We start from the raw sequence: 24,853 nt of genomic DNA, 5'->3' as shown, positions 1-24,853 counted from the left end.
GTCGGTGGGGATGGGTCAGGTGGGTGACGGCCGGCCGCCCGCGTACGCCGCTCTCAGTACGTCCAGCACGCCCGCCTCGGTGACCTCGCGGGGGTTGGGGTACGCCTGTCCCGCCACCTGGGTCGCGACCACGGCCAAGTCGGCTTTCTCCATGCCCAGTTCGGCGAGGGAGCGGGGAGCGCCCAGGCGGCCGGACAGCTCCCACAGGGCGTACGGGGCGTCGTCGGTGTCCAGGGCCCGGCCGAGCTCCGTGAGGGCCTCGGGAGCGGCGGGCGCGTTGTGGGCCAGCGCGTACGGGAGGACGACCGTGTGGGTCTCGGCGTGCGGCAGGCCGAAGGTGCCGCCGAGGACGTGGCAGAGCTTGTGGTGCAGGCCCATGGTGGTCGCGCCGAGCGCGGCGCCGCACAGCCAGGCGCCGTAGAGCGCGCTGCCCCGGGCGTCGACGTCCTGCGGGTCGGCCGCCAGCTCGGGCAACGCGCGTGTCATGGCCCGTGCGCCCTCCGCCGCGGTCAGCGACACCAGCGGGGTGGCGTCCGGAGCGTAGAGGGCCTCCGCCGCGTGGGCGACCGCGTTGATGCCGCTGGTCACGGTCAGCTGCACGGGGAGGGAGAGGGTGAGCTCGGGGTCGTAGACGACGCTGCGGGGCAGGACGGACGGGTCGCGGCCGGTGCGTTTGGCACCGTGCTCGGTCAGGCCCCAGACGGGGGTCATCTCCGAGCCGGAGTACGTCGACGGCACCGCGATCAGCGGCAGGCCGGTGCGCAGGGCGATGGCCTTGCCCAGGCCGATCGCGGAGCCGCCGCCCACGGCCACGCAACCGTCGGCACCGGCGGCGCGCGCCACCTCCACGGCCCGTTCGGCGACCTCGACGGGCACATGCATACGGGCCTCGGTGTGCAGCCCGGCGCAGGCGCCGCCCAGTGAGTCCGCGACGGCCCGGGCGGTCCGCGCGCCCCGCGGGCCGGACACGACCAACAGCCGTCGCAGACCCAGGTGTTCGGCCTCTCCGGGCACGGCGGTCACCGAGGCGCCGGGACGCAGGACGACCCGCATGGGCGGGGACTCGTGGACGAACTCCATCACGGTCCCTCCCGGTCGAGGGTGTCGAGCACGAGGTCGAAGCGGGCGTGCCGGAACGGGTTGGGGGTGCCGAACTCCCGGGCCAGCGCGGGGTCGTCGGTCTCGGCGAAGTCCTGGACGAGACTCTCCTTGACGGCGAACACCGCGTCCGAGTCGAGGTGGTCGCTGCCCGCCACGAAGATGTGCGTGGTGACCGTCCGGTGCCCCTCGGCCGAGCCGATGAAGTGGATGTGGGCCGGGCGGTAGGGGTGGCGGGCCGTGGCCCGGAGGAGGGCGCCGACCGGGCCGTCCGTCGGGATGGGGTACGGGCTCGGCACGCAGGTGCGGAACCAGAAGCGGCCCTCGGCGTCCGTCGTGAACAGTCCGCGCCCGTTGCCCGGCGGCTGCACGTCCGGCTGCTGCACGTCGTAGAAGCCCTCGGCGTTCGCCTGCCAGACGTCGAGGACCGCGCCGGGCAGTGGGGTGCCGTCCCGTGACAGCACGCGCCCGCTGATCACGCATGGTTCGCCGCCGCCGACCAGGTCGATGTCCGCACCGAGGGCACGGGCCGGGGACTCCGTCATGTGGAAGGGGCCGAGGACGGTCGACTCGGTCACGCCACCGCGCCGGCGTTCCCCGTCGCCCGGCTCGCCCCGTTCGCCGTTGCCGTCCCCGTCGCCCCCGTCCGCTGCCCGCTCGCTGTTGATCGTTTCCACGAGCATCGAGACGCCGAGTACGTCCGAGAGGAGGACGAACTCCTGCCGGGTGTCGGTGCACGCCTGTCCGGTCGCGGTGAGAAAGGCGATGGCCTGCTCCCACTCCGCCATGGTCGGCTCGGTCTCACGGACGAAGGCGTGCAGATGGCGGGTCAGGGCGGCCAGCAGCTCGAACAGGCGGGGGTCGGGAGTGCCGTCCAGGCTGTCGACGACCGCTTCGGTGATCCGGGTGGTGAATTCGGTGGTCATGTCCGGGCATCCTTCCCGTCAGGCATGTCCGAGGATCCGTCGCACCGCCTCCGTCAGCAACCGCTCGGCGTCCTCGGCGGACGCGGCCGCCGTGGCGTGCCGGAAGGCGACGTACCCGTCGGGGCGGACGAGCAGGGCTCCCCCGTCGGCCACCTCGCTGAGCCGCGACCAGTCGCCGTACGGGTCCTCGTACTGCCGGCCGGGGCCGATGACGACGGTCGCGATCGCCGGATCCTGGGCCTCGGCCGCCCGAGTCCAGTGGTCGCCGCCGATGCCGGTGATCAGGGTGAAGCGGCCCTGTCCGACGGTGTCGAGCGTGGAGAGCGTGCGGGTGCCGGAGGTGATCCAGGCGTGCGGGAGCTTCGCGCCGGGCCGGGTGCGGGGCTGGTGGTACAGCTCGGGGTCGCGGTCGAAACCGGGGTCGGGGGTGCCGTCGGGCACGATCGCCTCCGAGGTGTACCGCTGGTTGAGGTCGACGCCGTGCGCGTTGAACTCGTACACCTTGAACGCGATGGCCTCGCGCAGTCTCGCCCGCTGCTTCTCGGCGGCGGTGGCGTCCTTGCGGGCGGCGATGTTGGCCCACAGCTGCTCGGGGGTCTGCGGGGAGAGCCCGTCGAGTGCCTCGAAGACGGGCGCGGTCTCGCCGATGGACTTGTTGGCGCGGGTGACGATCTGTCGGCCGACCGGGGCGCGCTCGGCGGTGTAGGTGTCCAGGAGCTTCGGGGAGGCCGTGCCGTCGAGGACGAGCTTGAGCTTCCAGGCCAGGTTGTAGGAGTCCTGGATGGAGGTGTTGGAGCCCAGGCCGTTGGACGGCGGGTGGCGGTGCGTGGCGTCGCCGGCGCAGAAGACCCGGCCGTTGGAGTAGGTCTCGGCGTACATCTCGTTGACCGTCCAGGCGGAGGACGACTTGATGGTCACCGGGATCTCGTCGTCGCCGATCAGCTTGCGGACGACGGACTCGGCGTACTCGGTGGTGAGGTCGGGGGCGCCGGCGGTGACGTCGTACCCCCAGACGATCAGCCACTCGTTCCAGGGCCGGACGCAGCGCACGAGGCCCGCGCCGATGCCGCCGACGGTGGCGCCCGGCGCGAGCACCCAGTACAGGGTGGAGGGCCGGTGCGCGGTGTACTTCGTGAGGTCCGCGTCGAAGACGATGTTGATGCTCCCGGCCACGCCCATCTGGCCGCCCATGGGCAGCCCCGCGTCCTCGGCGACCTGGGAGCGGCCGCCGTCGGCGCCGATCAGGTACTTGGCGCGGATGGTGTACTCGTCGCCGCGCAGCCGGTCCTCGACGGTGACCGTGACGCCGTCGGCGTCCTGGACGAAGGACTTGTAGACGGTGCTGAAGCGCAGGTTGGTGCCGCGGGCGACCGCCGCGTCGATCAGGACGGGTTCCATGAGGTGCTGGGGCATGTCGCACATGCGGGTGGGGCTGGCGAGGTCGTGCGCCGCCTGTACGAGCGGGTCGTTGCCCCAGGAGCGGACCCGGCCCAGTTCCTCGCCGGCGAGGCTGGTGCAGAAGGTCGTGTCGCCCATCAGGTGCTGTGGGGTGGCCTTCGCGATGACCTCGTCCTCGACACCGAGGTCCCGCAGCACCTCCATGGTGCGCTGGTTGGTGATGTGCGCGCGGGGCGTGTCGGCGAGGCGCGCGTAGCGGGTGACGACGGTGTTCGGCACGCCGTACGTGCTCAGTGCGAGCGCGGCGGAGGCGCCCGCTGGGCCACTGCCCACGATCAGTACGTCGGTCACGACATCGGGGTCGACGGTGTGCACGGGGAACGCTCCAAGGACATGAGAACAGGCACCGACCGTCCAAGATCATGGGCGGGTGTCCGGGACCCCGGGTGTCTCAATTCGAGACAGTGCGGCGTCCGCGTCGGGCTGCCACGCCACGGAGTACGGCAACGGGGTGCTTGTTGCTCATTCAACCTGTGCCGGTACGGTGAGTGGTGTCGTGACCACCACAGAGCCCCCCTCCGTCTCCGTCCGCCCCACCCTCACCTCGCTGCGCAGGGCCCGGGAGTTGTTCCTGCTGGGGCGGCAACTGCCGGACGACGTACCGGAAGAGGTCGTCGCCGCCTGGAAGCGTGCCCGGTTCTTCGGCGTACGACACGACGTGCGGGACCCGTTCCCTCATGCTGCCCGGCCTCCCGTACGAGCGGAGGAGTCGGCCCTGCTGGCGGCGGCCCGGCCGGTCCTCGAACGGATCGCGCCCGCCCTCGGCGCGGAACAGGCGGCCCTCCTGCTCACCGACGAGCGGCTGCGGGTGCTGTGGGCGACCGGGGGCGGACGGGACGACCTCTGCCGCTTCGACCTCTCCGAGCAGGCGGTCGGCGTCAACAGCGCGGCCCGTGCGCTGAGCACCCGCCGACGCGCCGAGGTCCACGGACCCGAACACTTCCTCGACCTCTGGCAGGACGTCTCGGCGGTCAGCGTGCCGGTGCTCACCCCCGGCACCGGGCGGCCGCTGGGCACGGTGACCGTGGCCTCCACGCTCTGCGCGGAGTGCGGCCCGCATCCCGGCGCCGCCCTCGCCGAGGCCGCCGCCGACGCCGTCGAGGCGGAACTCCTCGCCCGGTCGCAGAGGGCGGAACGGGTGCTGCTGGACGCGTATGTGGCGGCGTTGGGGGGTGCCGGGTGCCACGGGCAGGAGGGTGAGGCGGGTCGGCGGCGGGAGTCCGGCGGGCGCGGGCGCCCGGGGTCGGGGCGTGCGGTCGTCGCCCTGGACGGACGCAGCCGGCTGGTCAGCGAGGCCGCGGGGCGGCTGCTGTCGCCGGAGGGGCTGGAGGCACTGGAGCGCAGTGCCGTCGCCGCGGTGGGAGGGGTGGCCTTCGCCGTCTCGCCGTCCCCGTCCGTGGCGGCCCCCTCCTCCTACTCCGTCCCGTTGCCGGAGGGGGCGAAGTGTCGCGCGACCCTCACCCCGGTGACGCACCGGGGTGCGGTGATCGGGGTGGTCGCCGTGTTGGAGCCGGTGGGGCGGGCGGCTGCCGGGGCGAAGGAGCGGGGCCGCGGATCCGCGGGCGGGCACGGTGTCGGGGGCGACGTGGCGGCCGGGCGTTCGGTGGCCTGGCGGCACGCTGTCGACCGGGCGGCCAAGCTGGCGCGGTCGTCGTCCGAGCCGCTGCTGCTCGTCGGGGAGCGCGGCACCGGGAAGGCGTCTCTCGCCCGGGAACTGGCCGTGGGCCCGCTGCTGACGGCGGACGCGGCGGAGGGCAAGGTCGATGCGGCGCTGGACGCGTTGACGGGCGGTCAGGCAGTACTGCTCCGGCATGCCGAGCGCCTGACGCAGCGTGATGTGGCGGCCCTCAACGCGCTCCTCGAAGCGTCTCCTGTGGCGCCCCTGCTGGTGACCTACACTCCCGGTGGCCCTCCCGGCCCCTGCCTCCAACGGCTGCTGGACAGCCTGGCGGCACGCTCGGTCACCCTGCCCGCGCTGCGCGAACGGCCCGAGGACATCAGGGGTTTGCTCGGCTCCCTCACGCCCCTGCCGGCGCCGGGGGAACCGCCGCTCACCTGGACCCTGGACGCGCTGCGCGCTCTGGAACGGTACCCGTGGCCGGGCAACGTCACCGAACTGGTGCACCTGGTGCGGGCGTTGACCGAGCAGCGCCGGGCCACGGGACCCGTCCGGCGGGCCGAGCTGCCGGACCCGGTACGGGAGGGCCCCGCCGCCCGACAACTCAGCCCGATGGAGCACGCCGAGCGCGCCGCCATCCTGGACGCCCTCCACCGCCACGGCGGCAACAAGGCCCGTACGGCAGCGGCCCTGGGCATCGCCCGCGCCACGCTGTACCGGAAGCTACGGGGCTACCGGGGCTGAACGCCCAGCGGATCGGCGGGCCGGTCGGGGGCGGGGGTCTCGTCGGGGGACGGGCGATCAGGGCTCTTGATTGCGGCGGGCTCGACATCGGCCGGCCTGATGTCGGCGGGCTGGATGTCGGCGGGCTGGTTGTCCATGGGCTTGTCGTCGGTCGAACTGTCGTCCGTGGGGGCATTCAGGGCGACGTCCGTCGGGCCGTCGTCGAGGAAGCCGCCCGACTGGTGCTGCCACAGCTTCGCGTAGGCGCCGTCGGAGCTGAGCAGTTCCTGGTGCGTGCCCTGCTCGACGATCCGGCCGCGGTCGAGGACGACGAGCCGGTCCATGCCGGCGACCGTGCTCAGCCGGTGGGCGACCACGAGCGCCGTGCGGCCCTCCATGAGCCGCCACAGTGCCTCCTGCACGAGGAGTTCGCTCTCGGAGTCGAGGGCGCTGGTCGCCTCGTCGAGCAGCAGGATCGGCGCGTCGCGCAGGATCGCCCTGGCGAGTGCGACCCGCTGGCGCTGTCCGCCGGACAGTTTGACGCCGCGCTCGCCCACCAGCGTCTCGAAGCCGTCCGGCAGGGCGTCGGCGAACTCCGTGACGTGGGCCGCCTCCGCCGCCCGGCGGATCTCGGCCTCGGTGGCGTCCGGCCGGGCGAACGCGATGTTCTCCCGCAGGGTGCGGTGGAACATCGCCGGGTCCTGCGGCACGTACGCGATGAGGCTGCGCAGGTCGGCCTGGCGCAACCGGCTGATGTCCTGGCCCCCGACGAGGATTCGGCCGGCATCGATGTCCGTCATGCGCAGCAGGAGCCGGGAGAGCGTCGTCTTGCCGCCGCCGGACCGGCCCACGAGACCGACCTTCGCCCCGCTGGGCACCGTCAGGTCGAGGCCCCGGAAGAGCGGTTCGGCGCCCGCGTGGGCGAAGGTCACCTTCTCGAAGCGCACGTCGGCGGGGCCGGGCCGCAGCGGCTCCGGCTCCGCCGGGTCGAGCACGGTCGGCGGGTCCCGCAGCAGGTCGGTGAACTGCGCGGCCTCAGTCATCGCGCTCTCCATACGGCGGTAGATCTGGTTGAACTCGAACATGATCCGCGTCGCGTTGGTGTAGTAGGTGAAGGCGACGACCACCGCCTCCACGCCGTTCCCGCCCGCACCGAGGGCGATGGCGAGCACCAGGCCGAGCACATTGGTCAGCACGGACAGCGGGGCGACCAGGGTGTCGATGCGGAGGTTGCCGTAGTCCCACGAGCGCAGGGAGAGCCGCCGGGACTCGGCGACCCGGGACCGGTGCTCCGCGGCCTCCCGCTCCTCGGCGGCGAAGGCGCGGACCGTGTCCATGTTCATCAGACTGTCCGCGACATGGCCGGACACCCGGGCGATGGCCTCTTCGCGCCGGCCCACCAGGGCCTGGCGGCGGCGGATGAGGGGCACCACGCAGACCGCCGTCAGCGCGATCATCACCAGGAGCCCGGCGACGAGCAGCGGTTCGTAGCGCCACAGGACCACCGCACCGAACAGCAGCGGCACGAAGTTGCCGAGGACGGAGAACGTCAGGGTGTCGACGAACTGCTCGAAGCGGGAGGCGAAGCTCAGGACCCGTTTGGTCAGTGAACCGGCGAAGTTGTCGTGGAAGAACGCGGCGTCCTTGGCGAACAGTTCGTCCATGCCGATGATGTACAGGCGCTCGATGCCGAGGGCGTCGAGACGGTTCAGACAGTGCAGGCCGAGGCGCCAGAGCGTCTCGGCGAACAGGAGGACGCCCGCGAAGCCGAGGATGTAGGGCAGCGTCGAGCCGACGGTGACATCGGCGTCGTCGGCGATACGGCCGACGAGTTTGGCGACGACCAGCGGCGCGACGTAGTAGATGCCGATGTTGCCGAGGGCCGGCAGGAGCATGCCGGGGAGGGCCAGCAACCGCAGCCGGGCCAGTTCCCGTCCGTAGTAGCGGAGTGCGAGGAGGACCGGGCCCTTGCCCGGCAGTGCTGTGCGTGATTCAGGTGATCCCATTCCGCCCCTGTGTGTCGTGTGGCGGTGCGCCACGAGCCTCTTGGGGGAATGCCCTGCCTGAACGGCGGCGCCATACGCGTACAAACAGGGCAGGAACCGAAGTCTTCCGTGCCGGGACGCACGAGGTCCAAGCCTTTTCCCCCTGTCGGCGACGGGCCGCACACGGATGCGATTCAATCCGGCCATGTCGTTCGCGGCGGCAAAACGAACAGCGTGCCCGCCGTGTTCGGCGGACCCGCTGTTCCTGCACCGTCGGGACGACAGGATGTGAACCTGCGCCCCCTTGACCCCCAGGAGTGATGACCGCAGGAACTACCTGCACATAACGGGCAGAACTACCGTGAAGAACAGGCATCCGCGCGCGTGCTTTTCAGGGTCACGCACGTCGTGTGGTCCCCAACTGGTCCCCACAGCAGCAGGGTCGACGAAGCCCTTGCGCCTTCTCTGCAAGGGGTCCCCGCTCAGTCAGGCAGAGACTCAAAGGGCATCCTTCAACGCGCCTCTGGCCTCGACGGTACCGGCCGAGCCGGAAGGCGCTGATCATATTCACTGTGGCGACGACCGGTCGTAGCCAGCACGTCCCGGCGGGCACGGACAGCTTCGTTCATGGTCGTCACGGAGCCGGTCAGCTCGGCTTCGCCTGCCGGCAGATGCCGTCGTCAGCCGACGCGTTCGTGTGGCTGCGCCTGCATCAGGAGGAGGCGTGGCGGGCGGGGGTGCCGCGAAGTGCGGGGCGGTGGTTGTGGTGGACGCTGCGGCCGCCGTTTCAGCCGCTGACCCACCACGCGGCGCGCGCGATGTTCGGCCGGGCCAACGCGTTGCTGGGGTCGAACCGGACGTTGCACGACCTGCGCAAGAACTCGGACACCGCAGGACACTGCGGTCTGCCCGGTGTACGGGATCTCGTCCGGAGGCGTGCACGGGTGTCACTGGCGGACGGTGGCCGATGTGCCGGTCGACGAGCGTCGGGGGGTGGTCCGTGTGCGGGTGAGGCGCCTGGTGTGCCCCACGCGCGGCTGCCGGCAGACCTTCCGCGAGCAGGTGCCTGGCGTACTTGACCGACACCAGCGGCGTACGACCCGTCTGACCAGGCAGGTCAAGGCTGTGGTCAAGGAGTTGGCAGGCCGGGCCGGGCACGTCTGCCGGCGATACCCGCGGTGGGTCTGTCGCGTTACACGTCTTTGCGCGCCCTGCAACTCCCGTCCCACCGCATGACGGTGACGCGGTTACGGATCGGGCCCCCGGGTGTCGCGGCGAGCAGGTCGGGAACCCGAGCTGACCGGCCCGTCCAGCCCCTGTCCCGACCGGCGCTGAACGCACTTCTCCACGACGACCCCATGGCGATCCCAAGACGCTCCCAAGGCGACCCCAAGACGTTCTCAACGCGACGAGCGTGATCTCGACCCCCTGCCGCGCGAGGGTCAACGCTGTCGCTCCGTACGGGTGAAATCCGGACACCGCACAGCACTACACACCGTGATGTGCCAACTGGCGCCGATAACTGGCAACTTGCCTGCGTCCAACCCGAATGGGTCCCCAAGTTCGCTGATGTCGTACCTACTGTGACATCCGCCCTCCACGCTCGGGAGCGAGGACCGGACCGTCCACCGAGGGCGTAAACCAGCCATTGGTGTTCGTCACGGTTGCCCTGACGCACCTCGTGCCCGGCCGATTAGCGGTCAGACCGACGTGCGACCGCGGTGCCGTCATCGGTGTGTCATCGGTGTCGGCCGGGCGTGACCGTCCCGATCGCCCCGGGCGCAACCTGCCCGTCCGCATGCTGTTCACCCGAGAGCGTGCACGACCGACGACACGGCATCGCCCAGGACTCGGCGATCCGTGAAGCAAGCGGCGATTCGGACCGACCGAATACATGGGGCCCTCGCGGCGGGGAGCAGCGCGGCCGAACTGAGGCTGTTTGGCATGTACTCGACCCACCTAGGTTCGCTGTTCTCCACACGCTGATCGGCCATGCCTCAGTAGCAGGCACGGCGGCGACAGCTGTGCAACGCACGCACGGCGACGACAGCCGTGCAGCGAGCGCACCGCAACGAACGCACTCCAACGACGATCGAAGGAGCAGTTAGTGCGCAGTCTCAGACACTCGATACTCCCGCTGGCCGCGGCCACCGTACTGGCATTGACCGGTGCGGGAACGGCCGCCGAGGCGGCACCCGCCCAGGCCGCGGCAAAGAGTCGGGCCACCGCCGGTGCGCTCACCGCCTCGGGGAGCGAGGCGGCGAGCGTCGGTCGGTCGGCACGGCTGTCGAACGGCGCTCCGGTTGACTCGGCGAAGGACATCGCCGCGCTGGAGCGCTTCTGGACGCCGGAGCGGATGGCGAAGGCCGTCTCGCTCGACAAGGCGCCCGCCGCGCCGACCCCGGACGCCGCGAAGTCGGCCGGCCCCACCGGGAAGCCGGGATCGATTCCGTCCGCCCCAGCGCGTTCCGACATCAAGGCACCGCGTATCAACGAATCCGCCGCGGTGGGCAAGGTGTTCTTCACCGACCCCAGCAACGGCGGCACCTACGCGTGTTCGGCGAGCGCGCTGAACAGCAGCTCGAAGCAGATGGTGGTCACGGCCGGGCACTGCGTGCACGGCGGCAGGGGCGGTACCTGGATGACCAACTGGGTCTACGTACCGCGTTACCGCTCCGGGGCGCGTCCCTTCGGCACTTTCGCCGCGAAGCAGATGCGTACCTTCACCGCCTGGATCAATGACAGCGATCTCAGGCGGGACGTGGCGATGGTGACCACCTGGCCGCTCAACGGGAACAAGATCGTCAATGTCACCGGCGGTCACGGAATGAGCTGGAACTTCTCACGCCAACAGGCCGTCACGATCCTCGGCTACCCCGGGAACCACGACGGCGGGGAGATCCAATGGGCGTGCACGGGCACGACACGGGCAGTCAGTGACGGTCGCATCGAGCTCCAGTGCAACTTCGGCGGCGGTTCCAGTGGTGGACCATGGCTGCGTGAGTTCAACGACTCGAACGGACTCGGTTCCGTCAACGGGGTGACGAGCACGGTCAACTCCGACGGCTGGAACAGGTCTTCCTACTTCGATGACGGCGTCAAGGGCATGTACGACGCCCAGGGCGGCGTAACCTGACAGATCCGACACCGGAATCGGACAAGGAGAAGTCCTGTGCGTCGCAGCAGTCTGAGCCGCTGGGCGGCAGCCGCCGCCCTCGTCGCAGCCGTCGTCGCGGTGACCGCCTGGCGCACCGCGGCCACCGCGGCAGAACCCGAGCCGCAGCCCGACTCGGGCACCACCGTCAACGAGGTACGGCAGGATCCGGAGAAGGTCCGGGACTACTGGACGCCTGAGCGGATGAGGAAAGCCCAGGACGCGCCCATGCCGAAAGACAACTGACGGCCGGCGCGTCCGGCACGAGCACGGCGCCCCGGGGCGCGGGCGGGTGGCATCACACCCTCCCCCGCAGCCCCGGGGCGTTGCGCGTCGGCTCCCGAAGGCCGAGGAGCCGATGAGCGCGCCGCACCGGCTCCCAGGCCCGGGTTCAGCCCTCCAAGGGCATCACCCGGGTCACCTTGCCGTTGGTGTCCGCCTCCAGATAGCCCGGACGGTTGTACGCGTCGCTCAGGTGGACGGCCATCCCGGCCGAGGTGTCGAAGATGTCGTTGGGCTGTCTGACCAGCAGGTAACGGTTCTCGGGATCGTCGACGTCGAGCTTCTTGTCCGCCTCCTCGAGCGGCGCGGGGACCTTGTCCCGATCGAAGTCGTCGAGAGTGACGGGCTGTTCGCCGCCGACGAGCGTGCCCTTGATGATGCCCTTCTCCACGCCCTGCCCCGGGCGGTAGGTGTAGGTGTCGTACTTCGTGTCACTGCCCTTGCCCATGAGCTGAGCCGAAACGAAGTCCGGGTAGACCGAGAAGTCACCGAACATGTTCCGGCCGGTCTCCTCCTTGAACCCCGTGATCGTGGTGCGGATACCGTCCGGAGTCAGCAGGTCGCCGGAATCCGTGTCCTTCGGCCCTGGGGCAGTTGAGCGTCACCGGTCCCTGAGGCCGTCGCCTTGGGAGCCGAAGCGGTCGACACCGGGGCCGAGACGGTGGGCGAGACGGTGGACGTGTCGCGCGCCTTGTCGTCGCGCCCGCCGGCCCCCGAGGTGGTGGCGTAGTCGGCGGACCCCGGGGCCATCGACACCGAGATCGTGCCGGGCAGGCCCCGCTCGCCGGCGGGGGAACCGGCCGGTTGAGCGAGGCGCCGAACTCGCTTCCCCAGAGCCGCACGCGCGCGCTGCGCGGCCCGGACGGTCAGGGCCAGTCACTACCGACGGGTACCGCCGGTACGGTCTTCGGGGTGGGGAGGATCTCCTCCAGCATGCCTCTGGGCACGTCGATGACGGTGGCCTGGTCCTCCGGTGACTGGTGTGCCTCCAGAATCTGGCCCAGCACGGCAGCCCGCTGCGGCTGCCCGGACGGGATCCCGGGCCCCAAGACCTGGGCCGCGCTGAAGATCCCGAAGCTGGAGCTGCGTCACGCGTTGGACCCGGTGACGCTGTTCCAACTGGTCCCCAAAAATGATCAAGGGCCGGTTTCGGATGCCTCCGAAACCGGCCCTGACCTGCGACTCATACGAGTCGGGACGACAGGATTTGAACCTGCGACCCCTTGACCCCCAGTCAAGTGCGCTACCAAGCTGCGCCACGTCCCGGTGCGCTGTCCGCGGTGGAACCGCGTGATCGCGCAGACAGAACTTTACCGTACGTCGGCCGGTGCCCTGTGGCCGGTGAGGGGCGAGGGACAATCGGGGCATGGACGCGACTTCGGACGGCGGGGCGACACGGCGGCGGGACCGGGACCCGGAGGGGCGCGCGCGGAACGCGCGGCCGCGGGACGGGCTGGGGCGACCGTTGCCGTACGGCGCGGATGGTGTGGAGCGGCAGCCGGAGGGAGTCGTACGGGGGCCGCAGGAGACCGTCGCGGAGGCGCAGACGCTGCTGGACGCGGGGAAGCCGTTTCACGCGCACGAGGTCTTCGAGGACGCCTGGAAGTCGGGGCCCGAGGAGGAACGTGCCCTGTGGCGGGGGCTCGCCCAGCTCGCCGTCGGGCTCACGCACTCGGCACGCGGAAACGCCAAGGGCGGCGCCCGGCTGCTACGGCGCGGGGCGGGGGCGGTCGAGGAGTGGGCCGGGGCCGAGGGGCGGGAGCGGCCGTACGGCATCGACCTGGCGTCGGTGGCGGCCTGGGCGCGCGAGCTGGCCGGAGTCGTGGAGGGGGAAGGGCAGCCGGTGGACGCGGAGACCTGGGCGCCGCGCCTGCGGGGAGGCGGGCCCCGGTAGCGGCGCGGCGGCCGGTGGACCGACCTCCCGGCGCGGTCCCCGTCAGGCGGGAGGTGTCGAGCGGTTCGCCGGCCGAGCCCAGCGGCACCGGCACGAGCCCCCTCTCCCCTGCCCACCCGGAGGCCGTTGCGGACGCGGTTCCTCCGCTGTCCGGGCCGTGCGGCAGACTCTCGGTGTGCGGAGGATTCATGTCGTCGGGATCGGGGCGGGTGACCCGGAGCAGCTGACGTTGCAGGCGGTCAGGGTGTTGCGGGGGACCGATGTGTTCTTCCTGCTGGACAAGGGGGAGGCGAAGGCGGAGCTGACCTGGTTGCGTCGGGACATGCTGGACGCGCATGTGCCGGAGGGGTCGTACCGGCTCGTGGAGGCACGGGACCCGGAGCGGGACCGGAGCGCCGGGGGTGCGGCGTACTCCCCCGCCGTCGGGGACTGGCGCGGTGCGCGTGCGGATCTCTACGGGCGGCTGATCGAGCGGGAACTGGGTGAGGGGGAGACGGGCGCGTTCCTGGTGTGGGGGGACCCCGCACTGTACGACAGCACGCTCGGCATCCTGGAGGAGGTGCTGCGGCGGGGCACCGTGGCGTTCGAGTACGACGTGGTGCCGGGGATCAGCAGTGTCTCGGCGCTGGCAGCACGGCATCGGACGGGGCTCAACCGGGTCGCCCGGCCCCTGCAGATCACCACGGGGCGACGGCTCGCCGAGGGGTTCCCCGAGGACGTGGACGACGTCGTCGTGATGCTCGACGCGCACCAGGCCTTCAAGCGGTACGCCGACCAGGACATCGACGTCTACTGGGGCGCCTACCTGGGCACCCCGGACGAGATCCTCGTCTCCGGTCCCCTGGCCGAGACCGCGCCCCGGATCGAGCGGCTGCGCGCCGAGGCCAGGGAACGCAAGGGCTGGATCATGGACACGTATCTGCTGCGCAGGCACCGCGAGGGATGAGTCCGGCACGGTGGGCGCCTGCGGTAACCGCGCGGAGCGTTCCGGTATGGAACTGACGGGAGAGCGGCCGGACGGACGGGGCCGGGCTCCCGTCCGGCGCGGTGCCCGGTGTCGACGCCCGTGACTGCGGCTGCCGCCTGGGTATCGTCCCGGTATGCCCTCGAAACATGCTGTTCTGGTCGACATCGACGGCGTGCTCACCGTCTCGTGGAAACCGCTGCCGGGCGCGGTCGAGGCGTTGCGGGAGATCCGCGGGTCCGGTCTGCGGGTCGCGCTGGTCACCAACACGACGTCCCGTACGCGGGCGTCGATCGCCGGGGTCCTCACGGGCGCCGGGTTCCCCGTGGCGGCCGACGACATCCTGACCGCGCCGGCCGTGACCGCCGCGTATCTCGCCCGGCACTGCCCCGGAGCGCGCTGCGCGCTGCTGAACAGCGGTGACGACATCCGCGAGGACCTCGCCGGGGTCCGGCTGACCGGCGACGACGAGGGGGATCCGGATGTGGTGATCGTCGGCGGTGCGGGGCCCGGCTTCGACTACGAGGCGCTCAACCGGGCCTTCGGGCATCTCCAGCGCGGGGCCCGGCTGGTCGCGATGCACCGCAATCTCTACTGGCGGACGGACGAGGGGCTCCAGTTGGACGCCGGGGCGTTCGTGGCCGGGCTGGAGCGGGCGGCGCGGGTGGAGGCCGAGATCACGGGCAAGCCGTCGGGCGCGTTCTTCGAGGCGGCGCTGGCACACCTCGGCGTCGGGGCCGGGGACGCGCTGATGGTCGGGGACGACATCGAGTCGGACGTACTGGCGGCGCAGCGGGCGGGTATCACGGGGGTGCTCGTCAGGACCGGGAAGTATCTGCCGCAGACGCATCGCGCCGCGAGCGGCAGCCCCGACCATGTGGTGGACTCGTTCGCGGATCTGCCCGAGCTGCTGGGGCTCGGCGAGGGGACGTCGTCAGCGCAACAGTAGCTGGAGGCCGCCGAGGACTGTGGCCGCGATCACCAGTTGCTCGAAGAGGCGCTGGTTGATGCGGTGCACCGCCCACTTGCCGAGCAGGGCGCCGGGCACGACGAACAGGGCGAGTGCCGCGTCCAGCAGCAGGGAGGGGCCGTCGATGAGGCCCAGGCCCACGCTGAAGGGGACCTTGGAGACGTTGACGATCAGGAAGAAGAACGCCGACGTGCCGAGGAAGCCGAGTTTCCGGAAGCCCGCCGACAGCAGATACAGGGACATCACGGGGCCGCCGGCGTTGGCGACCATGGTGGTGAAGCCGCCGAGGACCCCGTACGAGCGGGCCTTGACGCGGCCGGCGCGGGTCATGACGGAGTCCGGTTCGTCGTCCTGGTCGGGGGTACGGCGGCGCCACACCGTGATCGCCGTCATCAGCAGCAGGATCGCGCCGATCGAGGTCCGTACGATCCGGTCGTCGGCCCACATCAGGAACAGCGTGCCGAACACGACGCCCGCCCCGACGGCGGGGAAGAGCCGCCACAGGGTGGGCCAGTGGGCGTGCCGGCGGTAGGTCAGCACGGCGAGGACGTCCCCGACGATGAGGAGCGGCAGGAGGACGCCGGTCGAGGCGCGGGCCGGCAGCACGGCCGCGAAGATCGCGAGGCTGACCGTGTTGGCGCCGCTCACGGCGGTCTTGGAGAAGCCGACGAGCAGGGCCGCGAAGGCGAGTGCGGCGAACTCGGCCGTGGACAGGTGCCAGAGAGAGATCGTGTTCATGCGGGGACCGATGCTATGCGCACCTATCGGTCCCCGACAGGACCGTCTCGCCAGTCGGCCCCGAGCGGGACCGTGCTGACGGGATCGTCCGGCACGGCCCGGGGTCCGTGCGGACGGGACACCGCGGTCCCGGTCGGCCCATGGACCGTCGCCGAGCCGCCTGGCAAGATCCACCGGGTCACCTTCACCGACGCAGTGGGAGGAGTCATGGCCGACTCGCGGGAGCACGCCTTCGCCGGTGTCCGGGGTGGTGTCACCGCACGGGAGTGGCCGCGGCAGGGAGCGCGGTACGTGGCGCTCCTGGTCCACGGCTACGGCGAGCACATCGGCCGGTACGAGCATGTGGCGGACGCCCTGGTCGCCCACGGCGCGGCGGTGTTCGGGCCGGACCACATGGGGCACGGCAGGTCGGCGGGCGAGCGGGTGCTGATCGAGGACTTCGAGGACGTGGTCACCGATGTGCACACGGTGGAGGAACTGGCCAGAACCGCGTACCCGGGGGTGCCGGTGGTGCTGATCGGCCACTCGATGGGCGGTCTGATCGTCGCCCGGTACGCCCAGCGGTACGGTGCCGGGCTGGCCGCGCTCGTGCTGTCCGGGCCGGTGATCGGTGACTGGAAGGTACCGGGGGCGCTGCTCGCGCCGCCGGAGGTGCCCGAAGTGCCGCTCGATCCGAAGCAGTTGTCGCGGGATACGGCGGTCGGCACCGCGTACGCGAACGATCCGCTGGTGTGGCACGGTCCGTTCAAGCGGGTGACGCTGGAGGCCTTCGAGCGCACGCTCGTGGCGATCTCCGAGAACGGGAGCGTCGGTGCGCTGCCGTTGTTGTGGGTGCACGGCGACGACGACCGGATCGTGCCGCTGCCCGGCACCCGTACCGGCATCGAGCAGTTGCGCGGCACGGTGTGGGCCGAGCGGGTGTACCCGGGTGCCCGGCACGAGGTGTTCAACGAGACGAACCGGGACGAAGTCCTCGCGGATGTCAGGGAGTTCGTGGACGGCGTGCTCGCGCGCTGAGGAGTGGACGGTGTCCGGGGCGCGGGTGCGCCGGGAGGCGGAAGACCTGCGTCCACGGCTGTGACTCGCCGCGTTTCCCCCTATCCGTCCTGGGCACCCGGCCTCGCATGGAGTGGTTGCGGCAAGCGGCCTGCGTGGGCGAGGACCCCGAGTTGTTCTTCCCCGTGGGCACCACAGGACCGGCGCTCGACGACATCGAGGCCGCCAAGCGCGTCTGTGCCCGGTGCCCCGTGCTGCGCGAGTGTCTGCATTGGGCGCTCGGCAGCGGGCAGACGTCCGGCGTGTGGGGCGGTATGTGCGAGGCGGAACGCACCGCACTGCTCCGCACGGCCGGGAGCGTCGAGGCGGCCCGGCACGAAGCGTTGGCGCGACACGGGGCGACGCGCCATGAAGCGATGACGCGCCATTGATGCGATGAGGAGTTGCGCCTGATGACGATAGTGAGGAGCACACTGCCCGAGCCGGCTCTCCGGGTCACGGGGGACGCACTGCAGGAGACCCTGGTCGACCTGCTGGGACTGTCGCTGATCGGCAAGCAGGCCCACTGGAACATCGTGGGCCCGAGGTTCCGTTCGATCCACCTCCAACTCGACGAGGTGGTCTCCACGGCCCGCTCTTTCGCGGACCAGGTCGCGGAGCGCGCGGCGGCGCTCGGTGTCGCGCCCGACGGCCGTCCCGAGACCGTCGCGGCCAGGTTCGCCCTGCAGGGCCCGAAGGAGGGCTGGCTGCGGGACAACGAGGTCGTGCGGCTCCTTGTGGAGGCGCTGGAGGCGGCCGTCGGACGGCTGCGGGAGCGCATCGACGCCACGGAGGACACGGACAAGGTGACACAGGACCTCCTGATCTCCATCACCTATGAACTGGAGAAGCAGCGCTGGATGTTCGAGGCGGAGAACTGGCCGCGCGAGGACGCCTGAGCCCGGCACGCGAGGCCGCATGCAAGCACCGAGCAGCGAAGGGGGCTGCGATGACCGACGCCCTGGAACGGGACGCGCTGTGGGACGAGTTCCACCGCGTGGTGAACATGACCTCGCAGGAGCTGGAGGTCTGGCTCCGGACCCGGTACGCCGCTGAGGAGACGGAACCGTCGGCGGGGCGGCCGGGGTCGCCCACCGGCCGGCAGGTGCTGGAGATCCTGCAGAAGCGGATCACGGATCTCACCGAGGACGACATCCGGGTGATGTACGAGGTCGTGGACTCGGTCGACGCGCACCGGGAGCACGAGCCGGACGCGGACGGCACGCACCGCCGCCACCGGCTGATGACGCTCGGACACGACCCGCTCAGGGCGTAGGGTCCCCTGCCCCCCATCGGCGGCGCCCGCGAGCCGCGGGCGCCGCCTCGGCGTGGACGCTGCGGACGCGCAGCAGGTCGAAGTGACGGCGGGAGGTCAGCGGGGGGGACTGCCGGCGTGCGCACACGAGTCACCACCCGCTCCAAGCCCCCATCATCCCCTACCTATTCATCTCCTACCTGTTCACCAGGAAATGTCCCGCGACGGGGTGTCGATCTCCGGTGGGCCCGCGTCAAGCGGATGTTTGAGGAGTGGTCACGGGGGCTCAGTCGGGATCCCCTCCACGGGTGAGCATTCCCTCCAGCCGGTCGAAGCGCTCGTGCAGGGCGCGGGCGGTCTCGTCGCACAAGTCGTGTGCGTGATGGGCGAGTTGATGACGCTTCTGCTCCCGGCCCACGAACCAGGTGGCGATGGCCGCCGTGACCATGCCGTACGTGGTGATGCCGACGACCATGACGACCGCGCCGACGACCCGGCCCCAGAAGGTCACCGGGTAGAAGTCGCCGTAGCCGACGGTCGTGGCCGTCTCGATGGACCACCACAAAGCCTTCGGGTACGACGTGAGGTTGGCGCGCGCGGCGCCCCGCTCGGCGGCGGTCACCGCCCAGGAGCCGAGGAGCATCACCACGACGAGGACGACGGTGGCGCCGCCCGCCGCCTTCAGGTGCAGGGGGCGGCTCCGGCCGTCCCGGCCGAGCAGGAGGTCGACCGCCCTGGTGAGGAATCCCGGCAGCACGGTCACCCCTCCCCCGCCGCTGGCGGGGCCTCGGGGTGGCCGCGGCGGGCATGGGTGGCGTGCCCGTCGAGTTCGTAGGCGACCCTGATGAGCGGCACGTGCGTGAACGCTTGCGGGAAGTTGCCGAGCTGGCGGCGGGCGCGGGGGTCGTACTCCTCGGCGAGCAACCCGACGTCGTTGCGCAGGCCGAGCAGCCGTTCGTACAGGGCGCGCGCCTCGTCCTCGCGGCCGATCGACAGCAGGGCGTCCGCGAGCCAGAAGGAGCAGGCGAGGAAGGCGCCCTCGCCTCCGGTGAGACCGTCCGGGGAGTCGGGGCCGCCCGCCGAGTAGCGGGCGACGAGGCCGTCGACGAGGAGTTCGCGGCGTACCGCCTCGACGGTGCCGACGACGCGGGGGTCGTCGGGCGGCAGGAACCCGGTCTGCGGGATCTGCAGCAGTGCGGCATCGAGTTCGCGGGAGCCGTACGACTGGGTGAAGGTGCCCCGGTCCGGGTCGAAGGCGCGCTCGCAGACCTCGCGGTGGATGCGGTCCCGGATCCGGCGCCAGTGCTCCACCGGGCCGGGGCGGTCGGGTGCCTCCGCCAGGCGGACCGCCCGGTCGAAGGCGACCCAGCACATCACCTTGGAGTGCGTGTAGTGGCGTGGGGTGCCGCGCATCTCCCACAGACCCTGGTCGGGTTGGGTCCACGCGTGCTCCAGGTGGTCGAGGAGGACCGCCTGGAGCTCGATCATGTGCCGACGCGGTCGCAGGCCGCAGCCGATGGACAGATGGATGCTGTCCATCACCTCACCGGGCACGTCGAGCTGCCGTTGGGCCGCGGCCGCGTTGCCGATCCGCACCGGGCGCGACCCCTCGTAGCCCGGCAGCCAGTCGACCTCCCACTCGGTGAGCCGCCGCTCCCCGGCGATGCCGTACATGATCTGTGCGTCCTCCGGCCGGCCCGCGAGGGCCCGGGCCAGCCAGCCGCGCCAGGCGTCCGCCTCCGCGGTGAACCCGCTGCGCAGCAGCGCCTCCAGCGCCATCCCGGCGTCGCGCAGCCAGCAGTAGCGGTAGTCCCAGTTGCGGACGCCGCCGATCTCCTCGGGCAGGGAGGTGGTCGGGGCGGCGACGATGCCGCCGGTCGGCTCGTACGTGAGGGCCTTGAGCGTGATGAGGGAGCGGGCGACGGCGTCGCGGTACGCGCCGGCATAGGTCAGTCGGCGCAGCCACAGCCGCCAGTACGTCTCGGTGGCGGCCAGCGCGTCGAAGGCGTCGACCGGTTCGGGGGCCGGCAGATGCGAGGGGCGCCAGACGAGCACGAAGGGAACGCGCTCGCCGGGGGCGACGCGGAAAGTGGCGCGGTGGGAGGTGCCGTGCGCGGTCAGCGGGACCGGCGTGCCCAGCCACACCGCGTCGGGACCGGCGATGCCCGTCAGTTGTCCGTCCTTGTGCCGCATCCAGGGCAGCATCCGGCCGTAGTCGAAGCGCAGTCGCAGCTCCGTGCGCATGTCCACGGCGCCGGAGAGGCCCTCGACGATCCGTACGACGCAGGGGGCGTCCTCGCCGCGCGGCGGCATGAAGTCGGTGACCAGGACCCGGCCGGCGGAAGTCTCCCACTCCGTCTCCAGGATGAGCGTGTCCTCCCGGTAGCGGCGGCGGGCCACCGCGCCGCTCTGCCCCTCGGGGGCGACGCGCCAGCGGCCGTTGTCCTCGTCGCCGAGCAGGGCGGCGAAGCAGGCGGGTGAGTCGAAGCGGGGGAGACAGAGCCAGTCGATGTCACCGTCCTTGGCGACCAGGGCCGCGGTGAGGAGGTCGCCGATCAGGGCGTAGTCCTCGATGGGGCTGGGTCCCGACCGGGCGCCGGGGGCTTGTCCTGGCATGGGGTCAGTGTCGGGGCCGGTGGGAGCGGGGGCATGCGGGGTGGGGCGTTCGAGTTGCCGCGGTGAGGACGCGGGAGCCCGAGAAGCGCGGGGCGTACCCCGGGTCGGGACGCGGGGGCGGCGGGGACGACGACGTCCGTCGTGTCTTCGTCCGTGCTATTCCGAGACCCAGCGCCATGTGACATAGTACTGACGTGACCGAGCGACTGACCTGCGACGTCGTGGTTGTCGGAGCGGGAATGGTGGGCGCGGCCTGCGCCCTGTACGCGGCCCGGGCGGGTCTGGACGTGACCGTGCTGGACCGCGGCCCCGTGGCCGGCGGCACGACCGGGGCGGGCGAGGGCAATCTCCTGGTCTCGGACAAGGAACCCGGCCCCGAGCTCGGACTGGCCCTGCTCTCCCACCGCCTGTGGACCGAGCTGGCCTGCGAACCCGGCCTCGGGACGGCGTTCGAGTACGACCCGAAGGGCGGGCTCGTGGTCGCCTCGACGTCCGAGGGACTCGTCGCGCTGGAGGAGTTCGCGGCCGGGCAGCGCACCGCCGGGGTCGCGGCGGAGACCGTCACCGACCGGCAACTCCGTGATCTCGAACCGAAGTTGGCCCATGGTCTCGCGGGTGGCGTCTACTACCCGCAGGACGCTCAGGTGATGCCGACCCTGGCCGCAGCCCAACTCGTCCGGGCCTCGGGCGCCCGCCTGCTCACCGGCCGCACGGTGACCGAGGTGCCGCGCACGCCCGCCGGCGCCGTGCGCGGCGTACGGACCGACCGGGGCGAGATCCACGCCCCGGCGGTGGTGAACGCCGCCGGCACCTGGGGCGGCGAGGTGGCCGCGCTCGCCGGGGTCCGGCTCCCCGTGCTCCCCCGGCGTGGCTTCGTCCTCGTGACCGAGCCGCTCCCGCCCCTGGTACGGCACAAGGTGTACGCCGCCGACTACGTGGCCGACGTGGCCAGCGACTCGGCGGCACTGCAGACCTCCCCGGTCGTCGAGGGCACGGCCGCCGGGCCGGTGCTCATCGGGGCGAGCCGGGAGCGGGTCGGCTTCGACCGGTCGTTCTCGCTGCCCGTCGTACGGGCGCTCGCGGCGGGCGCGACCCGGTTGTTCCCGTTCCTGGAGCGGGTGCGCGCGATGCGGACGTACGTGGGGTTCCGGCCGTACCTGCCCGACCATCTGCCGGCGATCGGGCCGGACCCGCGGGTGCCGGGGCTGTTCCACGCGTGCGGGCACGAAGGGGCGGGCATCGGGCTCGCCACCGGGACGGGTCGGCTGATCGCCCAGGTGCTCGGCGGCGGAACCCCCGATCTGGACCTCGCACCGTTCCGCCCGGAACGCTTCGCGGCGCAGGAGGAGGAGGAGGGGGCATGAATCCGTTGGAGCTGGCGGAGGCCGAACCGGGCCCCGCCTTCACCGTCACCTTCGACGGTCGTGAACTGGAGGCTCTGCCCGGTCAGACGGTCGCGGCGGCGCTCTGGGCCGCCGGGGTGACGTCCTGGCGCACCACCCGGGGCGAGGGCCGCCCGCGCGGGGTGTTCTGCGGTATCGGCGTCTGCTTCGACTGCCTGGTGACCGTCAACGACCGCCCCAACCAACGGGCTTGTCTGGTGCCGGTCCGGCCGGGCGACGCGATCCGCACACAGGAGGGGACGGGGCATGGGCACTGAAGCGGTCGGGCCGCGCGGTGGACCGCCGCCCCGTCTCGCGGTCGTCGGCGCGGGGCCGGCGGGCCTCGCCGCGGCACTGGCCGCTGCCGGGCGGGGCGTGCACGTGACGGTGGTCGACTCCGCGGAGGCGCCCGGCGGCCAGTTCTACCGGCAGCCCGCCGCGGCGCTCGGGGCTCGGCGTCCGCAGTCGCTCCACCACCAGTGGCGGACCTGGCGGCGGCTGCGCGAGGGTTTCGCCCAGCACGTCGCCGCCGGGAACATCACCCATCTCCCCGACCACCACGTGTGGTGCGTGGAGCGGCGGCCGGAGGGGTCCCCGGGTCGGCGGCCCGCCGACGCCCCCGGCGGTTTCACCGTGCACGCCCTGCTCGGCCCCGGCCAGGAGGAACCCGTCGAGGTGCGGGCCGACGCCGTCGTGCTCGCGACCGGCGGCTACGAGAAGGTACTGCCCTTCCCCGGCTGGACCCTGCCGGGTGTGGTCACCGCCGGGGGCGCGCAGGCCATGCTGAAGGGCGGGCTCGTGGTGTCCGGCCGTACGGCGGTCGTCGCCGGGACGGGGCCGTTGCTGCTGCCGGTCGCGACCGGGCTCGCGGCGGCCGGTGTCCGGGTGGCCGCGCTGGTCGAGTCGGCCGATCCCACGGCGCTCGTCCGGCGGGCCGGGAGGTTCGCGGGCCGGGTGGACAAGCTGGCCGAAGGGGCCGGGTACGCGGTCGAGTTGGTGCGCCGACGGGTGCGGACCCTCGTACGCCACACCGTGGTCGAGGCGCACGGCACCGACCGGTTGGAGGCCGTGACCGTGGCCGCGCTGGACGCCGAGGGGCGGGTCCGGCCCGGCAGTGAACGGCGCGTGCGCTGCGACACACTGGCCGTCGGGCACGGCATGGTCCCGCACACCGACCTCGCCGAGTCCCTGGGCTGCCGTGTTGTCGACGCCCACGGCACGAAGGTGGCGGTGGACGACGAGCAGCGCACGGACGTGCCGGGCGTCTGGGCGGCGGGCGAGGCCACCGGTATCGGCGGCGCGGCCCTGTCCCTGGCCGAGGGGCATGTCGCCGGGCGGTCGGCGGCGGCCCGGCTCCACGGCCGGGAACCGGATCCGCGGGAGTGGGCGGCGGCGGCCAGGTCCCGTACGCGGCTGCGGGAGTTCTTCGCCGCGCTCGACACCGTGTATGTGCCGCCGGCGCACTGGGCCGAGCAGGTCACCGACGACACGGTGGTCTGCCGGTGCGAGGAGGTCACCGCCGGGGCGGTCCGTGAGGCCGTCGGGGAGCTGGGGGCCGGGGACGTCCGGACGGTGAAGCTGCTCACCAGGGCCGGGATGGGCTGGTGCCAGGGCCGGATGTGCGGGCCGGCGGTCGTGGGGCTCGCCGGGTGCGCGGAGCAAGTGGCCCGGCGGCCGTTCGCGCGGCCCGTGCCGCTCGGTGTGCTGGCGCGCGCCGGGGAGACCGGGGAGTCGGGAGGTCCGCCCGTGGAGTGAGCCGTCGTCGACAAGCCGCTCGTCCGAACAGTCGCCAGTACCATGTCACATCCCATGGAGGGAACCGCAGATGACCACTTCCGCGCGCTCGACCGGTACCGGAATCCGCCCCTGGCGAGGCGTCCTCGTCGCCACCGCACTACCCCTCCGCGACGATCTGTCGGTGGACTACGACAAGTACGCCGAGCACTGCGCCTGGCTGGTCGAGAACGGCTGTGACGGTGTGGTTCCGAACGGCTCCCTCGGCGAGTACCAGGTGCTGACGCCCGAGGAGCGCGCGCGGGTCGTGGAGACGGCCGTGGCGGCGATCGGCGGCTCGCGGGTCATGCCGGGCGTCGCCGCGTACGGTTCCGCGGAGTCCCGTCGTTGGGCCGAGCAGGCCCGGGACGCCGGCTGCGCCTCGGTGATGCTGCTCCCGCCGAACGCGTACCGCGCCGACGAGCGTTCGGTGCTGGCGCACTACGCGGAGGTCGCGAAGGCGGGCGTACCCGTCGTGGCGTACAACAACCCGATCGACACCAAGGTCGACCTGGTCCCGGAGTTGCTGGCCAAGTTGTACGGCGAGGGGTACATCCGGGCCGTGAAGGAGTTCTCCGGGGATGTGCGCCGGGCCTACCAGCTGGCCGAACTCGCCCCCGAGCTGGATCTGTTGATCGGCGCCGACGATGTGCTGCTGGAGCTCGCGCTGGCGGGCGCCAAGGGCTGGGTCGCCGGTTACCCGAACGCGCTGCCCGCCGCGACCGTGGAGCTGTACCACGCGGCGGTGGACGGGGACCTCGCGACGGCGAAGGGTTTGTACGAGCAGTTGCACCCGCTGCTGCGCTGGGACTCCAAGGTCGAGTTCGTGCAGGCCATCAAGCTGTCCATGGACATCGTGGGCCGGCACGGCGGGCGCTGCCGGCCGCCGCGGGTGGAACTGCTGCCGGAGCAGGAGGCCGTGATCCGGTCCGCCACCGAGAAGGCCGTCGCCGCGGGGCTCGCGTAACGCGCGCGGAAAGGA

At 72.1% G+C, this 24,853-nt stretch carries 23 protein-coding genes, 1 tRNA gene and 1 pseudogene; 15 read left to right on the top strand and 10 right to left on the bottom strand.

Features of this window, described 5'->3' with window-relative positions:
* Window positions 1-15: 15 nt before the first annotated feature.
* From ACZ43N_RS05665 to ACZ43N_RS05655, 3 genes are read right to left on the bottom strand one after another with little or no spacing between them, the layout of a single operon-like run.
* Window positions 16-1,080, bottom strand: a complete 1,065-nt coding sequence (locus ACZ43N_RS05665) for a maleylacetate reductase (protein WP_468095525.1) — start codon at window positions 1,078-1,080, stop codon at window positions 16-18.
* On the bottom strand, window positions 1,080-2,024 hold the full coding sequence (locus ACZ43N_RS05660; protein ID WP_468095193.1) for a dioxygenase family protein: 945 nt from the start codon (window positions 2,022-2,024) through the stop codon (window positions 1,080-1,082). The genes ACZ43N_RS05665 and ACZ43N_RS05660 overlap by 1 nt, the downstream gene beginning before the upstream one ends.
* Window positions 2,025-2,042: 18 nt before the next feature.
* Entirely contained in the window at window positions 2,043-3,797 is a 1,755-nt protein-coding gene (locus ACZ43N_RS05655) for an FAD-dependent oxidoreductase (RefSeq protein WP_468095192.1), read from the bottom strand.
* A gap of 181 nt (window positions 3,798-3,978) precedes the next feature.
* Between ACZ43N_RS05655 and ACZ43N_RS05650 the strand changes: the two genes are divergently transcribed.
* Complete coding sequence (locus ACZ43N_RS05650) at window positions 3,979-5,844, top strand: helix-turn-helix domain-containing protein (protein WP_468095191.1); 1,866 nt, start codon at window positions 3,979-3,981, stop codon at window positions 5,842-5,844.
* Here ACZ43N_RS05650 and ACZ43N_RS05645 read toward each other — a convergent pair.
* The gene (locus ACZ43N_RS05645) at window positions 5,832-7,829 is read right to left on the bottom strand and encodes an ABC transporter ATP-binding protein (protein WP_468095189.1); all 1,998 of its coding nucleotides are present in this window, start codon (window positions 7,827-7,829) and stop codon (window positions 5,832-5,834) included. The genes ACZ43N_RS05650 and ACZ43N_RS05645 overlap by 13 nt on opposite strands.
* Before the next feature lie 855 nt (window positions 7,830-8,684).
* Here ACZ43N_RS05645 and ACZ43N_RS05640 point away from each other — a divergent pair.
* The 3 genes and pseudogenes from ACZ43N_RS05640 to ACZ43N_RS05630 form a co-directional block, all read left to right on the top strand.
* Window positions 8,685-9,043: pseudogene (locus ACZ43N_RS05640) on the top strand (ISL3 family transposase); the annotation flags it as partial.
* A gap of 872 nt (window positions 9,044-9,915) precedes the next feature.
* The gene (locus tag ACZ43N_RS05635; RefSeq protein ID WP_468095188.1) at window positions 9,916-10,944 is read left to right on the top strand and encodes a trypsin-like serine peptidase; all 1,029 of its coding nucleotides are present in this window, start codon (window positions 9,916-9,918) and stop codon (window positions 10,942-10,944) included.
* A gap of 36 nt (window positions 10,945-10,980) precedes the next feature.
* Window positions 10,981-11,208 carry a hypothetical protein gene (locus ACZ43N_RS05630; RefSeq protein WP_468095186.1) on the top strand — a complete coding sequence of 76 codons (228 nt, stop codon included), beginning with the start codon at window positions 10,981-10,983 and terminating at the stop codon, window positions 11,206-11,208.
* Between the two features lie 145 nt (window positions 11,209-11,353).
* Here ACZ43N_RS05630 and ACZ43N_RS05625 read toward each other — a convergent pair whose 3' ends face one another.
* From ACZ43N_RS05625 to ACZ43N_RS05615, 3 genes are all read right to left on the bottom strand, one after another.
* Window positions 11,354-11,740 (bottom strand): hypothetical protein, encoded by a 387-nt coding sequence (locus ACZ43N_RS05625; protein ID WP_468095185.1) that lies wholly within the window; start codon window positions 11,738-11,740, stop codon window positions 11,354-11,356.
* Window positions 11,741-12,110: 370 nt separating this feature from the next.
* Window positions 12,111-12,251, bottom strand: coding sequence for a hypothetical protein (locus ACZ43N_RS05620; protein ID WP_468095184.1), 141 nt, complete (start codon window positions 12,249-12,251; stop codon window positions 12,111-12,113).
* 185 nt (window positions 12,252-12,436) lie between these two features.
* Window positions 12,437-12,510: transfer RNA gene (locus ACZ43N_RS05615), tRNA-Pro, on the bottom strand.
* A gap of 100 nt (window positions 12,511-12,610) precedes the next feature.
* On the opposite strand from ACZ43N_RS05615, the gene ACZ43N_RS05610 reads away from it, so the two are divergent.
* The 3 genes from ACZ43N_RS05610 (at window position 12,611) to ACZ43N_RS05600 (ending at window position 15,051) form a co-directional block, all read left to right on the top strand.
* Window positions 12,611-13,138: a DUF309 domain-containing protein gene (locus ACZ43N_RS05610; protein WP_468095183.1), complete on the top strand. Its 528-nt coding sequence runs from the start codon at window positions 12,611-12,613 to the stop codon at window positions 13,136-13,138.
* Window positions 13,139-13,313: 175 nt separating this feature from the next.
* On the top strand, window positions 13,314-14,084 hold the full coding sequence (gene cobF / locus ACZ43N_RS05605; RefSeq protein ID WP_468095182.1) for a precorrin-6A synthase (deacetylating): 771 nt from the start codon (window positions 13,314-13,316) through the stop codon (window positions 14,082-14,084).
* A gap of 154 nt (window positions 14,085-14,238) precedes the next feature.
* On the top strand, window positions 14,239-15,051 hold the full coding sequence (locus ACZ43N_RS05600) for an HAD-IIA family hydrolase (protein ID WP_468095181.1): 813 nt from the start codon (window positions 14,239-14,241) through the stop codon (window positions 15,049-15,051).
* Here ACZ43N_RS05600 and ACZ43N_RS05595 read toward each other — a convergent pair.
* A complete protein-coding gene (locus ACZ43N_RS05595; RefSeq protein ID WP_468095179.1) occupies window positions 15,037-15,810 on the bottom strand; it encodes a sulfite exporter TauE/SafE family protein in 774 nt (257 codons plus the stop codon). The two genes, ACZ43N_RS05600 and ACZ43N_RS05595, sit on opposite strands and share 15 nt — an antisense overlap.
* A gap of 207 nt (window positions 15,811-16,017) precedes the next feature.
* Between ACZ43N_RS05595 and ACZ43N_RS05590 the strand changes: the two genes are divergently transcribed.
* From ACZ43N_RS05590 to ACZ43N_RS05575, 4 genes are all read left to right on the top strand, one after another.
* A complete protein-coding gene (locus ACZ43N_RS05590; RefSeq protein ID WP_468095178.1) occupies window positions 16,018-16,827 on the top strand; it encodes an alpha/beta hydrolase in 810 nt (269 codons plus the stop codon).
* A 107-nt stretch (window positions 16,828-16,934) separates the two neighbouring features.
* Window positions 16,935-17,237, top strand: coding sequence for a WhiB family transcriptional regulator (locus ACZ43N_RS05585; RefSeq protein ID WP_055717376.1), 303 nt, complete (start codon window positions 16,935-16,937; stop codon window positions 17,235-17,237).
* 21 nt (window positions 17,238-17,258) lie between these two features.
* Window positions 17,259-17,744 (top strand): Dps family protein, encoded by a 486-nt coding sequence (locus ACZ43N_RS05580; protein WP_468095176.1) that lies wholly within the window; start codon window positions 17,259-17,261, stop codon window positions 17,742-17,744.
* A 50-nt stretch (window positions 17,745-17,794) separates the two neighbouring features.
* Window positions 17,795-18,121: a DUF3140 domain-containing protein gene (locus ACZ43N_RS05575; RefSeq protein ID WP_468095175.1), complete on the top strand. Its 327-nt coding sequence runs from the start codon at window positions 17,795-17,797 to the stop codon at window positions 18,119-18,121.
* Window positions 18,122-18,386: 265 nt separating this feature from the next.
* Here ACZ43N_RS05575 and ACZ43N_RS05570 read toward each other — a convergent pair whose 3' ends face one another.
* Together ACZ43N_RS05570 and ACZ43N_RS05565 are read right to left on the bottom strand one after the other, a co-directional pair.
* Window positions 18,387-18,857 carry a potassium channel family protein gene (locus tag ACZ43N_RS05570; RefSeq protein ID WP_468095523.1) on the bottom strand — a complete coding sequence of 157 codons (471 nt, stop codon included), beginning with the start codon at window positions 18,855-18,857 and terminating at the stop codon, window positions 18,387-18,389.
* Between the two features lie 2 nt (window positions 18,858-18,859).
* Window positions 18,860-20,716, bottom strand: coding sequence for a glycoside hydrolase family 15 protein (locus ACZ43N_RS05565; protein ID WP_468095174.1), 1,857 nt, complete (start codon window positions 20,714-20,716; stop codon window positions 18,860-18,862).
* A gap of 194 nt (window positions 20,717-20,910) precedes the next feature.
* On the opposite strand from ACZ43N_RS05565, the gene ACZ43N_RS05560 reads away from it, so the two are divergent.
* The 4 genes from ACZ43N_RS05560 (at window position 20,911) to ACZ43N_RS05545 (ending at window position 24,838) form a co-directional block, all read left to right on the top strand.
* Window positions 20,911-22,080, top strand: coding sequence for an NAD(P)/FAD-dependent oxidoreductase (locus tag ACZ43N_RS05560; RefSeq protein WP_468095173.1), 1,170 nt, complete (start codon window positions 20,911-20,913; stop codon window positions 22,078-22,080).
* Window positions 22,077-22,376 carry a (2Fe-2S)-binding protein gene (locus ACZ43N_RS05555; protein ID WP_468095172.1) on the top strand — a complete coding sequence of 100 codons (300 nt, stop codon included), beginning with the start codon at window positions 22,077-22,079 and terminating at the stop codon, window positions 22,374-22,376. Before ACZ43N_RS05560 ends, ACZ43N_RS05555 begins: the two co-directional genes overlap by 4 nt.
* Window positions 22,366-23,853 carry an FAD-dependent oxidoreductase gene (locus ACZ43N_RS05550; RefSeq protein ID WP_468095170.1) on the top strand — a complete coding sequence of 496 codons (1,488 nt, stop codon included), beginning with the start codon at window positions 22,366-22,368 and terminating at the stop codon, window positions 23,851-23,853. The genes ACZ43N_RS05555 and ACZ43N_RS05550 overlap by 11 nt, the downstream gene beginning before the upstream one ends.
* A 70-nt stretch (window positions 23,854-23,923) precedes the next feature.
* Entirely contained in the window at window positions 23,924-24,838 is a 915-nt protein-coding gene (locus tag ACZ43N_RS05545) for a dihydrodipicolinate synthase family protein (protein ID WP_468095169.1), read from the top strand.
* The last annotated feature ends 15 nt before the right edge of the window (window positions 24,839-24,853 follow it).

The sequence above is a fragment of the Streptomyces sp. NPDC030814 genome (assembly GCF_055572155.1).
The sequence above is the reverse complement of the archived record's forward strand: the minus strand, read 5'-3'. Positions and strand labels throughout refer to the sequence as shown.